15 protein-coding genes are annotated in these 13,357 nt (G+C 65.9%); 5 read left to right on the top strand and 10 right to left on the bottom strand.

Translation table 11 applies throughout. The features are described from left to right. Positions 1 to 89: 89 nt before the first annotated feature. From AC07OZ_RS05640 to AC07OZ_RS05625, 4 genes are all read right to left on the bottom strand, one after another. Positions 90 to 944 carry a LysR family transcriptional regulator gene (locus AC07OZ_RS05640; RefSeq protein ID WP_495466171.1) on the bottom strand — a complete coding sequence of 285 codons (855 nt, stop codon included), beginning with the start codon at positions 942 to 944 and terminating at the stop codon, positions 90 to 92. Between the two features lie 159 nt (positions 945 to 1,103). Continuing rightward, a complete protein-coding gene (locus AC07OZ_RS05635) occupies positions 1,104 to 1,991 on the bottom strand; it encodes an alkaline phosphatase D family protein (protein ID WP_495466170.1) in 888 nt (295 codons plus the stop codon). A gap of 133 nt (positions 1,992 to 2,124) precedes the next feature. Next, positions 2,125 to 2,925, bottom strand: a complete 801-nt coding sequence (locus AC07OZ_RS05630) for a hypothetical protein (RefSeq protein ID WP_495466169.1) — start codon at positions 2,923 to 2,925, stop codon at positions 2,125 to 2,127. 167 nt (positions 2,926 to 3,092) lie between these two features. Beyond that, positions 3,093 to 3,455, bottom strand: coding sequence for a hypothetical protein (locus AC07OZ_RS05625; RefSeq protein WP_495466168.1), 363 nt, complete (start codon positions 3,453 to 3,455; stop codon positions 3,093 to 3,095). Between the two features lie 352 nt (positions 3,456 to 3,807). Here AC07OZ_RS05625 and AC07OZ_RS05620 point away from each other — a divergent pair, with 352 nt between their 5' ends. From AC07OZ_RS05620 to AC07OZ_RS05610, 3 genes are all read left to right on the top strand, one after another. Then, positions 3,808 to 4,728, top strand: a complete 921-nt coding sequence (locus AC07OZ_RS05620; protein WP_495466167.1) for a hypothetical protein — start codon at positions 3,808 to 3,810, stop codon at positions 4,726 to 4,728. A 52-nt stretch (positions 4,729 to 4,780) separates the two neighbouring features. After that, a complete protein-coding gene (locus tag AC07OZ_RS05615) occupies positions 4,781 to 5,074 on the top strand; it encodes a hypothetical protein (RefSeq protein WP_495466166.1) in 294 nt (97 codons plus the stop codon). Between the two features lie 207 nt (positions 5,075 to 5,281). Next, positions 5,282 to 6,232 carry a hypothetical protein gene (locus AC07OZ_RS05610; protein ID WP_495466165.1) on the top strand — a complete coding sequence of 317 codons (951 nt, stop codon included), beginning with the start codon at positions 5,282 to 5,284 and terminating at the stop codon, positions 6,230 to 6,232. Positions 6,233 to 6,271: 39 nt separating this feature from the next. On the opposite strand, the gene AC07OZ_RS05605 is transcribed toward AC07OZ_RS05610, so the two are convergent. The 6 genes from AC07OZ_RS05605 to AC07OZ_RS05580 all read right to left on the bottom strand — a co-directional run bounded on the left by AC07OZ_RS05605 (position 6,272) and on the right by AC07OZ_RS05580 (position 10,703). Further along, complete coding sequence (locus AC07OZ_RS05605) at positions 6,272 to 6,541, bottom strand: UBP-type zinc finger domain-containing protein (RefSeq protein ID WP_495466164.1); 270 nt, start codon at positions 6,539 to 6,541, stop codon at positions 6,272 to 6,274. A 174-nt stretch (positions 6,542 to 6,715) separates the two neighbouring features. Then, positions 6,716 to 7,522, bottom strand: coding sequence for a bestrophin-like domain (locus AC07OZ_RS05600; protein WP_495466163.1), 807 nt, complete (start codon positions 7,520 to 7,522; stop codon positions 6,716 to 6,718). Further along, positions 7,513 to 8,187 (bottom strand): response regulator, encoded by a 675-nt coding sequence (locus AC07OZ_RS05595; protein WP_495466162.1) that lies wholly within the window; start codon positions 8,185 to 8,187, stop codon positions 7,513 to 7,515. Before AC07OZ_RS05595 ends, AC07OZ_RS05600 begins: the two co-directional genes overlap by 10 nt. Positions 8,188 to 8,227: 40 nt before the next feature. Further along, the gene (locus AC07OZ_RS05590; protein WP_495466161.1) at positions 8,228 to 8,995 is read right to left on the bottom strand and encodes a sensor histidine kinase; all 768 of its coding nucleotides are present in this window, start codon (positions 8,993 to 8,995) and stop codon (positions 8,228 to 8,230) included. Positions 8,996 to 9,138: 143 nt separating this feature from the next. Then, a complete protein-coding gene (locus AC07OZ_RS05585) occupies positions 9,139 to 9,774 on the bottom strand; it encodes a hypothetical protein (RefSeq protein ID WP_495466160.1) in 636 nt (211 codons plus the stop codon). Continuing rightward, positions 9,771 to 10,703 carry a DUF2272 domain-containing protein gene (locus tag AC07OZ_RS05580; RefSeq protein WP_495466159.1) on the bottom strand — a complete coding sequence of 311 codons (933 nt, stop codon included), beginning with the start codon at positions 10,701 to 10,703 and terminating at the stop codon, positions 9,771 to 9,773. Before AC07OZ_RS05580 ends, AC07OZ_RS05585 begins: the two co-directional genes overlap by 4 nt. 312 nt (positions 10,704 to 11,015) lie before the next feature. Here AC07OZ_RS05580 and AC07OZ_RS05575 point away from each other — a divergent pair, with 312 nt between their 5' ends. Then, positions 11,016 to 12,563 (top strand): methyl-accepting chemotaxis protein, encoded by a 1,548-nt coding sequence (locus tag AC07OZ_RS05575; protein ID WP_495466158.1) that lies wholly within the window; start codon positions 11,016 to 11,018, stop codon positions 12,561 to 12,563. A gap of 77 nt (positions 12,564 to 12,640) precedes the next feature. Next, entirely contained in the window at positions 12,641 to 13,261 is a 621-nt protein-coding gene (locus AC07OZ_RS05570; RefSeq protein ID WP_495466157.1) for a hypothetical protein, read from the top strand. The last annotated feature ends 96 nt before the right edge of the window (positions 13,262 to 13,357 follow it).

The raw sequence follows: 13,357 nt of genomic DNA, 5'->3' as shown, positions 1-13,357 counted from the left end.
GTGACGGGCCTGAGCCTACGGAGATCCGGGTCGCCCGGGAAGCGAGTAGTGCTGATGGCTGGCATCAGCCGCGTGCATCGCTGCGGCGCTCAGGCCGCCGGCAGAACCTTGCGCACATGCGCCGCGAAGGCGGCGGTGAGCGGCGACGGCCGCTCCCGGTCGATGGCGAGCGTCACGCCGACATTCGCCAGCGGCGGCAGGCCGCTGTCCTCGCCGAGGATCTCCAGGTCCTCGGGCACCGCCGTGCGCGTGAGCACCGTCACCGCCTGTCCGGAGCGCGCCATGCCGATCAGACCCGCCAGGCTGCTGCTGGCGTAGGCGAGCCGGAACTCGCGGCCGACGGCCTCGAGGGCGCGTCGGGCCAGCACATGGTCCAGCGCGTCCTGCGCGCCCAAGGCCAAGGGCAGTGGCGTCATGCTGGCGACGCCGGAGCCCCGCTTCGCGACCCAGACCAGCGGCTCGCGGCGGATGACGCCGTCCTCGTCGGCGTTCTCCACCGACACGAGCGCGAGGTCCACCGCATGGCGCGCCAGCAGCTCGAGCAGGCGCGGTGTCGGCGCGCAGACGACTTCGAGCTGCACGCGCGGATGCAGGCTCGCGAACCCCTGCAGCAGATGCGGCAGGAAGACGACGGCGTAGTCCTCGGGGCAACTGAAGCGCAGCACGCCGGAGACGTCCACGCCACGCAGTTCCGCGAGCGCCTCGTCGTGATGGCGCGTGAGCTCGCGGGCGTGGGCCAGCAGCCGTTCGCCGGCGGCGGTCAGCGTGACGCCGCGCGCGGTGCGGTGCAGCAGCGGTTGGCCCGCGACGTCCTCCAGGCGCTGCATCTGCATGCTCAGCGCCGACTGCGTGCGGCCGACGCGTTCCGCGGCCTTGCTGAGCGCGCCGGTCTCGGCGACGGCGACGAGGCTGCGGAGCAGGTCGAAGTCGAGGTGGGCGGTCACGGGCGGAAAGGCTTTCGCGGTGGAACGAGAGGGGAGCGAGCATCCTACGCGTCGTTCCGGCGCTCCGCGATCGGACCGCTTTACAACAGGACTTCTGTGGCGGTTCCCACCGCTGGTGGCAAGTCCTGACCCCGGGCCGGGACAAGGGCAGGATCCTGACTACGGCAGCTCCCACTTCTGCAGCGGAATCTTGAAGTCGAAACGCCAGCCCACCTTGAGGCTTTTCATCTCGACCCGAACGGCTTGCGCATCGAAAGTCAGGATGGCGTAGTTCTGGCGCTCGGCGCCGAAGACGATGCCATTGCGCGCGACCGCGGAGGTCACGAGTTCGATCACGCCGCTGTCGTCGTACACGGCATTCCGGTGCACGTCGCCCGTGAGCACGAGGGTGCCCTTGCGGTGCTTGAGCAGATCGACGAGACGCTGGAACGCGCCAGGATATTGCTCCCAGCTTTCATCGCCGAAGGTGTGCACCGTGGAGCTGGACGCCACCACCAGGTAGGTCGCGGTCGAAGCCTGGACCTGCTGCTCGAACCAGGTCCATTGTTCGGCACCCAGGATGGCATTGCGACCGCTGCCGGCGTCCGCCGGTCGCGTTCGGTAGAAGCGCTCGTCGAGGACGATCAGGTCGATCAGGTTGTTCGGATCCAGTGCATGTCGCGCGTATACGTCCGGCCCCGTCTGCACGGGCTTGAACACGCGGATGAACTCCTTGCGCGCCGCCTCCCGCAGGGCGGGGTCGTGGTCGCCACCGTAGCGGTTGTTGCCCAGGAAGTCGTGGTCGTCGTAGATGGCGATGAGCGGCGCGCCGCGGTCCTTGAGGTCCTTGAGCAGGGCCTTGAAACTGGGGACGGAGAACTGCTCCTTGTAGCGCTCGGCCAGTTCGTCCGTGAGGACCTTCGGGTCCTGGTGGTTGTTGTGCTTCAGGTAGACGTTGTCGCCGAGCAGCAGCAGAGCACCGGGGCTCTGCGCGCGGATGGCGTCCCAGGCGGGCTGCTGCGGCTGGTCCTGGAACTTGGAACAAGAGGCGACGGCGAGCTTGAACATGGCGTGCTCCACGGCTGGCGATGCCGCGGACTGCGGCTGGGTGATCGTGCCTTGCGCCTTGGTTCTCAGCGCGGCGCAGGCAGTCTCGGGCCAACGAGGATTGATGCCATCCTCAACATTGCGTAGTAGCAGTTCAGCGCTCGGCAGCCGATCGTTCTTCCGGCCACTCGAAGTGCAGATAGCCCATCTGATTCCGAGTGCTGTCGTAGATCCCCAGCCAGTGCCGGATGCCGGCGTCCGTCAGCACCTTGGAGACGAGGCGGGCGTCTCTCCACAAGACTTCGGGGCTGGCGGCGGTGCCTTCCAGCGTCCACTCGCCCGGAGGCATCCAGTTCTCGAAACTGAAGACCTCGCAGTCGGTGGCGTAGATGCTGTATTGACCCAGCGACACCGCGAGGCCATGGCGAGCAAGTATCTCGGCCATCTCCTCCTGCTCGGGGCAGTTGCTGCATTGGCCGTTGGCGAACATGCGATCGGACGGCGTCTTGTCGACCTGCTTCGGCGTCGGCGTCGGCTGCGGGAGCTTCGCCCACTCTCGCGGTTGAACCATCACAGCGTTCGTACTGCCTGCAAGGAGCAGCGCGGCGACCCACAGGTAGCCGCCTATGCCCAGGCCGGTGGACAGGTTGGGCGTGTCCGTGCCCGTGCAACCCAAGGCGGGAAAGATGGCCGCGGCCACGGCCAACACGCTGGTGATCATCCCGATCGCGGGGCGACGGATCGGCTCGGGTCTCAAGGTCGCGATCAGGACGAGGACCACGCCGATGTTCGCGAGCCACCTCGGGTCGAGGCCCATCCAGCCGACCAGGAGGATCATGTATCCGGGAAAGCTCGCCGTGCGGGCGCACTTGAACGCGGGAAGGCCGAGACTGGCCGCGTACATCGCAGCGGCGGTGAGTCCGAGAAGGAAGGTGGGTGTGGGTCTGGAGGTCATCCGGTTCTTGCGACTGATGGCCACGCGCGGCACTCACGCCAGTCTCTTGCGATCTTGCTTCATTCCACTCCGATCAGCGTCGGCGTACCGGGAGGCAATACCGAGGGGGGAGGAGGGCGCTACCGTTCGGTGACCTGCGGACCCCTTGCCATCGAGCCGCAAGGCACTCAGCGCTTTCCGCGTCCTCGGTGGATGAAGTTGTCATCACACACCGGACATCCGATTCGCCACAAATAGAGATCGTGAACTGCGCAATAGGGCGTCGGCGCCCAGGGAGCAAACGACGTCACAGTGAGCTGGCCGGTGCCCTTCTCGACGAAGGATGGCAACGCCTGGAGTTCACGTTGGGCATCTTCCCACCCCAGGTACTGGAGAAGCTCGATGGGGGTGCCCGAGGCAACACTTGGCCCCAAGACTCGCTCCACGTCGATCTCGCGCCAGCCGGTCTCCCTCGCCATCCACTTCCTGAAGTCCCTCTTCGCCTCCGGAAGGACCTTTCCCCAGATAGAGAAGTCGGCAATCTCGGTCATGTGCTTCGGTTCCGTCGAGTGATGGCGGAGCATCGTAGCTGAGCGGGACCGGCGGGTTCCAACGGCCACAGTTGCGATCGTTGTCCGCTTTGAGCGGAGCGACGATTGGAGGCGCTATCCTTTAGGCCGAAGCGGCAAACCTGACCCTTCAGAATCGAGTGCCTCCTTGGCGGTACTGCGCCAGCGAGGGCTGCGGTAGTTGAAGATCCATCTTTGCGATATTGAGATCAATGCAGGGTCTTTCACGGTTCACTCGATCGGGAATGTGGACTGTCGATCTTCCAAGGTCCAAATGAGAAATCCGACTCTCGAATGGAGTGCGTCGGAGACGTTGAACGCTGAAAGAGAACCTATGACGCCTGCCTCGCTGCTCGAAGAGCTGTTGCGGTTTCGATCCGCCCCTTCAGTTGAGACCAAAGACTTTGAAGGTCTTAGTCACGACGATATATGCCGTTCGGTCAAAGACCAGATCGACAGAATGTTGGATGCATTCGAGAAGTACAGGCACATCGCGTACTTCATTCAGGGGCCACGAGATAATGGAATTGATGTAATTCTCAAGGTCTCCGCGAGTGATGACGGGCCCGAGAAATTCATCGGACTTCAGATCAAGTCTTACTCGGAGATTGAAGACCGCAACAACGATCTTGCAAAGAGCCTTAAGGCCGGAATCCACGATGCTTTCAATGCGCATCTGCTCTCGCTGGAACGCTACTACATCCTGCTTTGTGGCGATATTAAGAGGCATTCCAAAAGGATTGTTGCGCTCACAGGTGAGTTCTCCAGGACGAAGGACGTGCGGGTCATAGGTCCCAGGGAGGTGTTGGCCTTCATTGAACTTCCGCCGTCCACAATTGCGGCTGTCGTTGATCGACACCTCAGCGAAGAGGATTTCGTTCGGCGGGCTGCGCGCGAAGAAGCAGCCAGTTTCGACAATAGATTGTTGTTCTTCTTCCTCGCGTGCTTGTGCTCTGCACTGGAAAATAGTTCGGATCAGCTTCCTGAGGAATTTTTCTCCAATGATTCTCGGATCGCAGAGTTGGAAGAGAGGTTTGGTCCTGACGCCCTGTGGCGTTGCGTGGATTATGCGGCAGACCGCTTCCTCGAAACGTACGCGATGAAAGACACCCGCCGGATGCGGTTAGAAGATTTTCCAGCGTTACGGGCGTTGTATTTTGATCTTCAGGTTCGTTACGGTGAAAGTGACGAGGAGCTCTTTCGACATCTCTATGAATTTCTGAAGACACCGGACGAAGATGAAGAAGCGTCCTGATTGGCAGCATCGAATTGCATAATCGCTGATGAGACCAAACTGGAAGTTTCTGATGCGCGAGATTCCACCCTTCAAGCTGGTCCCCGAGCCCCTAAATGAAGAAGCGGCCGCGCTTGCGCCATTCCAATGGGCTGGAGACGACATTGGCAAGCGCCATCGAATCGGAGGGCGCCCTGACTTCATTCAGCCGCCGAACGTTCCGAAGTGCTCCTGCGGCAAAGACATGACGTTCTATGCGCAGCTCGACTCGATCAATGACGAGTTCGTTCTCGCTGACTGCGGGATGATCTACGTTTTTGTCTGCTTCGATTGCTTCGAAACGAAGTCGGTATTGCAATCGTATTGAGCAGACGATCAGCGAAGACCGTTCGACCATGCCGGTGGTCGGCCCTCTGATTGAAGGTCTGGCGCAATGCGTGGCAGCCAAGACTTGGCAAAGAGGTCGCCAGACCGTGCTCACTTGACCAGTCCAACAACTGCCATCTGGTCGACGTCATTCCCATGTGCAGCTTTGACGAGATCACGCTTGTTGGCGAGTTGAAGGCGCTTTCCCATGAAGCTCGGCGCCCACCCCGCACGTCTCGCGGAGGAACTAGGGATGTCCGTCCTCGCTGGCTGGTGCACGATCCACCTGCACAGGGAGGAGACCAAGATGGCTCGTTCAATCATCCGCATGCGGGCGTGGGCCTTGGCAATCGCCGTGGCATCCATGGTCGCCCCTGCCTGGGCCGCGCTCACCGTGGGCAAGGACGCCGCTTGCGGCAAGGATCAGTGGGTCACAGGCCTCAAGGGGAAAGCCGGTCTCTGGATCGATGCCGTCGGGCCGACCTGCGCCGGCTGGAACGAGCGGACCCACCTTCCCGTCGATGGACGGGCAGGCCGCCCCGTTGGCGGAAACGGCGGCGGGGTGGTCACGCAGAGCTGTCCCGCGGGCTCTGCCGTCAGCGCGTGGGAAGTCGCGAAGGTGCTTCAGGGAGACGCCGCGTTTGCCGACAGAGTGACCCTGCAGTGCAGCACGCTCGCACCGCCGCAGACGGTGACCGGCTCGGCCATCGCTTTCGGAGGAAGCAACAACCTCCCGCGTGGCAAAGGCAGACCGAACAAGGGCAGGTGCCCGGCCGGCGAATTGGCGACCTCGTTGTCGGTCTGGACCTCCAGCGACGGGCGCTTCGTGACGGACGTGAACATGAGGTGCGCCCGCGCGCCGCGCGCGTATTCGCAGATGTCGACGCAGCGCGCGGCGGATGGCTCCCTCACCGTCTTCGCTCCGGAACTGAAGCTCAAGAGCGGCGACAGCGTCCAGCTCGACTGGTGCCGGGAGTGGGCGACCAATTGCGGCAAGCCGGCCGCGGACGCGTATTGCGCATCGAAGGGCTTGGGGCCATCGAGCAATGAAGTCGCCAAGCCGAACTACGGTCTGACCGTCGTGATCTCCGATCAGCGGATCTGCAATGGCCGCGACTGCACGTCTTTCCAGCAACTCACCTGCGGTCCCCGCCCTTAGGAGAGGACAGCCGAGACAGGATTCGGGGAAGGAGCATCGCTACAGGTACTTCGGGATCGGGCCATCCTGTGGTGTCGTGTCCGCGCCCAGGTCCACGATGGTCTTGTCGACGAAGCACCATCCCCATCCCTCTGGCGGGTCGTAGCCCTCGATGATGGGATGCTGGGTCGCGGTGAAGTGGGCTCGCGCATGCCGATGGGGCGAGTCATCGCAGCATCCGACGTGCCCACAGGTGCGGCAGATGCGCAGATGCACCCATTCGCTGCCCATCTTGAGGCATTCCTCGCAGCCTCGCGCGCTGGGAATCACCGTTCGAATGCTGTCCCGGTGTGTGCAAGTACGTGCCACTGTGGTCTCCTCAGAGTCGCCTTTGAACTGCGAGGTGATCCTAGCAGTGGCCCCTGGCGTCGGAGCTCTCTAGGCCCACTTGGGTTGTCCACCATCGGGAAACACTGCGTTCCACGATCGGGACCGGCGAGACCGCTACCGCCCTGCCACCGGCAGACTCCTCGCATCCCACCGCTGCATATTGGTGAGCGCGTTCTCGATCGGATCCGAGGTGACGCGTTCCGCGCCGAGGAAGGGTCTGTCCATGGCCGCCACGAAGTGGAAGACGAGTCCCAATGCGAGGGCGAGCACCACGATCGCGCTTCGACTGCAGGCGGTCACCGGCAGCACCGCCACCGGCGCCAAGGTGAGCAGCGAGCTCACCAGCACCACCACCCACAGCGTCACCGGCACCTTCCCATTGCTCGCCTCCAGCCTGGCGCGGCGTTGCGTCAGCAGGTCGTTCACCTGTCCCCACATCTGGTCGAGCAACGCCGACTCCGCCGCGGTCGTCGGATGCAGGTTGCCGAGCGACCGGTAGACGTCGTCGAACGCATCCAGCGTCGGCTGGCTGGGCTGGTCATGCTGCATCGCTTCCCACTCCTTGCCGATCACGCTGCGGCCATAGCCGCGCAGCCGCTCGCGCGCGAGTTTCGATTCCGGCGTGTCGTAGATCGCCAGCGAGCGCCCCAACTGCGCCATCGCTGTCGCCTCGCGGCTCACCGCCTGCTCCGCCGCGCTGAACGAGTCCCACACCGACACTGCCGAGAACGCCAGCAGCAGCGAGTTGATCGTCGCGATCACGCCCAGCGACGCGAGCGCGACGTTCCTGTCCGACTCCGACGCGCGCTCACGCCATCGCCGCGGGAACAGCGCCTGCGCCCCCAGCCCGATCACCACCCATGCCAGCACCAGCGACAGCCCCAGCACCCAGTTCGGCCAGTCATAAACGATCAGCGGCATGACAGGGCTCCCTCGCTCAGGCCTTCGCTCAGCGCATACCGCGTCATGCCCGCCACGCCGCGCACGCCCAGCTTGCGCGTCACGTTCTCGCGGTGCGTCGCGACCGTCTTCGCGCTCAGCTTGAGCCGGTCCGCGATCTCCTGCGTGCTCAGGTCTTCGGCGAAGAGCTGGACGATCTCGCGCTCGCGCGCCGTCAGCGCCGGGCCCGCCGGAATCGGCGTGCCCGCCTCCGGCAACCGGTGCCTCGCGCGGATCTCATCCACCAGACCGCCCATCAGGCCGGGGCTCAGATAGATCCGACCGCCGGCCACCTCGCGCACCGCGCGCAGCAGCTCCTCGCTCGACGCATCCTTGAGCACGTAGCCCGATGCGCCCGCCTGCAGCGCCGTCACCACGCTGCGCTGATCCCCGTGCATCGACAGGCAGATCGCCTGCACCGACGGATGGTGGGCGCGGACGCGCCGCGTCGCCTCGATGCCGTTGAGCCCGGGCATCGCGATGTCCGTGATCAGCAGATCCGGCTGCAGGTGGCGCACGAGCTTGACGGCGGCGGCGCCGTCCTCGGCCAGCCCGACGACGTCCAGCCCCGCGTCCCGGGACAGGAGCGCGCGCAGGCCTTCGCGCACGAGTTGATGGTCGTCCGCGAGGACGATGCGAAGCGTCATGGTGTTCTCCCTGAAGATGAACGTGGAGGAAGGCGGCGGGTCACGCGGGATCCAGCGGAATCAGCAAGGTCGCGCAGGTGCCGCGGCCGGGCTCCGAGCGCAGCACCAGCGCGCCGCCCAGCGCCTGCAGCTGCGCGCGCGCGCCGCTCAGGCCGAGCCCGCGCGCGTCGGTGTCGCCCCGGCCGGTGGGGAAGCCGCGCCCGTCGTCGCGCACGCGGACGCTCAGCCACCCGCCGTCGACCTTCGACTCGATGTCGACGCGGGAGGCCGAGGCGTGTTTCTGGACATTCAGGCAGAGCTCCCGCACCACGCGGCAGGCGACGGCGCGATGCGCGGCCGGGATCTCGCACGTCCCCGGGACCCCCATCGCGCTGCCGTCGACGTGGATAGACAACGGTCCCATCAGTCCCAGCTCCGCCGCCAGGGCCTTCAGCGCCGTCGGCAGGTCGCCGTGCCAGTCCGGCGGTGCCAGCGCGAAGGTCAGCGTGCGGACCGTCATCGACAGTTCGCCGAGCAGCGCGGTGACCTGCGCCAGCGCCGGGTCCGTGCCGGCGGTCTCGGCCGCGCCCTGGCGCCACTCCCCGAACGCCAGCCGCAGCCGGACGATCAAGCCGCCGACCTGGTCGTGCAGCAGCTGGGCGACGCGCTCGCGCTCGCGCAGCTCGGCGTCGGCGTGTGCTTCCGCGAGCGTCATCTGCAGCCGGGTCAGCCGCTCCAGCCGGTGCTCGCGGGTGAGCCTGCCGGTCGGGCCGCCGGCGCGGGGCCGGGCCGGCGGCTGGGAAGGGGGACGGTGAGGGGTGAGGTTCATGCGAGCTCCCTGTGCGCCTGTGCGGCGTCGTCGTGTGGATACCGACCCGGGGGATCGGTGCCGCAGACGGTAGGCGGCGCAGCCTGGCGCGACCTTCCGGAAACCTTCCGGCGGCTCCGGAAGGTGCCGGAAGGTCTGGCGGCTCATGGGCGCGGACAGTGCGGACGCTCGTGCGGCGTGCGACGGCTGAGGTCGTAGCAGCTCTTCAGGTAGTCGATGTTGGCGCCCAGGTCCGGCAGCGGCCGTCCGATGCCTTTCCAGTGCTCGGCCAGCGCCTTGCGCAGCGGGTCGACGGCCGCCATGTAGTCGTCAGGGAAGGGCACGACCTCGTAGACCAGCGGGAACTCGATGTACTCCAGCTTCACCAGCGCGCCGAGCTGCTCGTAATGGAAGTGCACGGCGGCGAAGTTCTCCATGTCCTGGCTCAGGTAGAGATCCTCGCCCGAACCGGCCAGGCGGATCAGCTCCTGCGCTTTCGGTCCGATCTCGGGCAGCAGCTCGCGCTGGAACGCGCGGGCACGCAGCCGGATGCGCTCGTCGCGCTCCAGCAGGTGGGCCACGTGTTGCAGCGATTGCAGCCGCTCGGTCAGGTTGGCGCGCTTGCTGTCGTCCACCCATTCGACGAGCTGGGTCACCGAGATCAGCACGCCGACGATGACGCTCAACCCCGTCGCGAGCCCGACCGCCGCCTGCCAGTAGCCGAGCACCGCCGCCCGGCGGTCGCGCGGCATCCTGACGCTGGCGGACTCGCTCGAGGAGTCGCTCGGGGACTCGATCAAGGCAGCGCTCCCTTCTGGCGCAGGACGACGGTCCAGGCACGGTCCGGCGTCGCGATCAGCCGCCCGCCGGCATCCAGTGGCGTACGCGTCCAGCTGACGCTCTCGCTGACGTTGCCGCCGATGGCGCCCAGCTCGCCGCCGTCCACCTGCACGACCAGGTCGCAGTGCCAGGTCCAGATGCGGCCGCGCAACGCGCGGGGCAGGGCGCTCCATTGGGCGAAGGTGGCCGGCGCGTCGGGCTGGGCGTCGCGGGGCGCGCAGATGAGGTCGCCCGGCCGCGGCGGCGTGACGGCGGCGTCGCGGGCCTCGAGGCCCGGACGGCTGCCGTCCAGCGCCGCGCGGATGTAGTGCCAGTGAAGCTCGCTGGCCTCGAACTGGCGGTCGCCGAAGCCGGCGTTGCGCATCAGCCAGGAGATGAAGACCGCGCTCCAGGGCCGCAGCGAGCCGTCGTCGAAACGCGTGCGCTGGAGCGGATAGTCGGGGCCCTTCACCCCGATCCAGTACAGCAGCACGCGGGCGTGGAGGTAGGGCTCGGCTTCCTGCCGGCGCGGCGCGTCGAGCCGGCGCTCGGTGAGGTTGGTCGAGGCATCCCAGCGGCCCCGGCCCCAGAGCTCCCACTCCTGCAACGCGAGCGCGAGCAGGCGCTCGGTCGAGGGCGTCGGCGGCGCCGTCTCGCCGCCCAGGCCGGCCGTCATGCTGGCGTCCGGACCCGTGGAGGGATGCGGCGGCTCCACTTCATACATCGGCGCCGGGTCTTCGAGCGGCCATGGCGGCGGCGTCGCGAGCGGCCTGGTCTGCGCGCAGCCCTGCAGCCAGAGCGCGACGAGCGCGAGCAGCGCCAGCAGCATGGCGTGCGAGAGATCGCGAGGCAGCGGAACGTGGCGGAACGATGCGTGGCGGAACACCCGCCGGGGCGGACGCTGTGACATGGGGCCTCCTGCGTCGCGGAACGGGGACGCGGAATGGGGACGCGGAAGGCTCATCGTCGGAGCGGCCCGGCGCGCGGGGCATCGGAGGAAAACTGAGCTTGGGGATCCGGATTTCCGGAACCTGCCGTTGGCGACGCCGGCGCCACTGCGCACGCGGCGACTATCTCCAAAGAGGTAGGGGGCCGGGTCTTGCCTGATCTAAATCAAGGAATCTCGCCCGAATCGGGCGTTCCGCGCCCACGCGGTGCGAAGGGCCCTCAGGGATCCCAAGTTGGTGCCGATGCCATGGACAACCACAAGCAGGGAGTTTCCATGTCTTCGTTTTTCAATCTCAGGATCGGCGCGCGTCTGGCCGTCGCATTCGGTCTGATGGTCCTGCTCATGCTGCTGATGGCGGGCGCCTCGCACGGCGGGCTGACGTCGGTCGATGGTCGGGTGGGACAGGTGATCGGCGACCGGTACGTGAAAGTGCGCTCGGTCGGCCGGATCTTCGACGAGCTGAACCTGCAGGCCCGCAATGCGCGCAACGTGCTGCTGCTGGACACGGCGCAGGAGCGAGAGGTGGAGCTGGTTTCGATCCGCGAGTCCCGCGAGCGCGCGGCGAAGGTCTACGACGAGCTGGTGCCGACGATCCACGACACGAAGGCCAAGGCCTTTCTCGAGGAATCGTTGACGATGCGCAAGACGTATGCGGAGGCGCTGGATGCCTTCTTCGCGCAAGTCAAGTCGGAGGACATGGACGGCGCGAAGCTGGTGCTGATGCAGAAGCTGCGTCCGGCGCAACTGGCGTATGTGACGTCGCTCGGCAAGCTGGTGGAGCGGCAGGAGCAGCTGATGGAGGAGTCCGGGGCCATGGCCAAGGAAGCGGTGCGGGAGACGACGCTGGTGCTGTGGATCGCGGTGATCGTCGGCGTGGTGGCAGGTGTTGCCTTCGGGGTGATGGCGACGCGGTCGGTGACGCGGCCGCTGGCGGACGTGCGGCGCGCGATGGAGGCCGTGGCCGGCGGCGACCTGACGACGGATGTGAGCGTGACGCGTCGCGATGAACTGGGGGATCTGCAGCAGAGCTTGGCGCGCATGGTGGAGGGCCTGCGCGGGCTGGTGCGCGAGGTGCGCAGCGGCGTGGACTCGGTGACGACGGCGTCGAGCCAGATCGCGGCGGGGAATCTGGATCTGTCGAGCCGGACCGAGGAACAGGCGAGCAGCCTGCAGCAGACGGCGAGCTCGATGGAGGAGATCACCGGGACCGTGCACCAGGCGGCGGACAGCGCGCGTCAGGCGACGGCGCTGGCGCAGGAGGCGTCGGGATCGGCGCATCGCGGTGGGGAGGTGATCGGGCGCGTGGTGGCGACGATGGAAGCGATCACGGACAGCAGCCGGCGCATTGAAGACATCATCGGTGTGATCGATGGGATCGCGTTCCAGACGAACATCCTCGCGCTGAACGCCGCGGTCGAAGCGGCGAGGGCGGGTGAGCATGGCCGTGGATTCGCGGTGGTGGCCGGCGAGGTGCGCGCGCTGGCGCAGCGCAGCGCGAGCGCGGCGCGCGAGATCAAGACGCTGATCGGCACGTCAGGCGTGTCGGTGGCGACGGGTGGGCGCGAGGTGGCGGCAGCCGGCGAGACGATGCGAGAGATCGTCGAGCAGATCCGCCGAGTGAGCGAGCTGGTGAATGAGATCTCCGGCGCGGCGAGTGAGCAGAGCCGCGGGATCGAGCAGATCAATCAGGCCATCACGCAAATGGATCAGGTGACGCAGCAGAACGCGGCGTTGGTCGAAGAAAGCGCCGCAGCCGCCAACAGCCTCGAAGCGCAGGCGCAGAGGTTGGCGGAGTCGGTGGCGTCGTTCAAAGTGGCGTGAGGAGACCGGGCGCGACGCGGCTGATAGCCGCCGGTCGTCCAGATTGAACGCTCCCGAAGCTGCAACATCAGAGATTCATGTCCATCCCAACCAGATTCCTCTACATCGGTGCTGCTGGCGAGCACCACGTCATGTCGGAGTGCTTCCGTCACAACATGGAGGCCTTCAAGCTCCCGATTGACAAAGGCTTCGATCTCGTCGTCACGCGGGCCAGCCAACATATCGGGATCGGTGCCCCGGCGGACGCTCCGGCCGTCGATCGTCCAATCCTTCTTCAGGTGAAATCTGTCCAGATCACCGATCCTCCGCGGCAGGAAAAGGATCGTGTTGTCTGGCCGTTCAGCTTTCCGATCAAGCCGGAAGACGTGGATCTGATCTGCAACGTACCGAATTCGGCGCTGGTGTGCGTCGTATTCATGCTCGATACGAACGACTACTCCAGCGGCAGAACGGCCTATGCGTGGTGGATTCCAAGCGCCGCGGTCGCAGCCATGAAGTCCAAGGGGTACTTTCTGACGAATCCAAAGAATCCGGAGAAGTTGCAGCTGATGGGAGAGTTGCGCAAGAACAAGCAGCTCTACGTCACGATGCTTCGAGCGAGCAAGACGTCTGCAGGAACTGCAACTGGCTACACCGTGAAGGCCAGTCAGTTTGACTTCGCCAAGCTGTGTGCAGAAGCGCTGCACGACTTGCCCTGAATGCTTGCGATGAGGGGATCGATGTAAAAGGGCGTCGCCTCCGCCCAGTGTTGCTCCTGCACGCCGGGCTGTGCGGTCTGCGGCGTGCCTCGCCCT

This window comes from Roseateles sp. GW821-FHT09G03, assembly GCF_059416045.1.
Note: the sequence above shows the minus strand (reverse complement) of the source record. Positions and strands in the feature narration are given on the sequence as shown.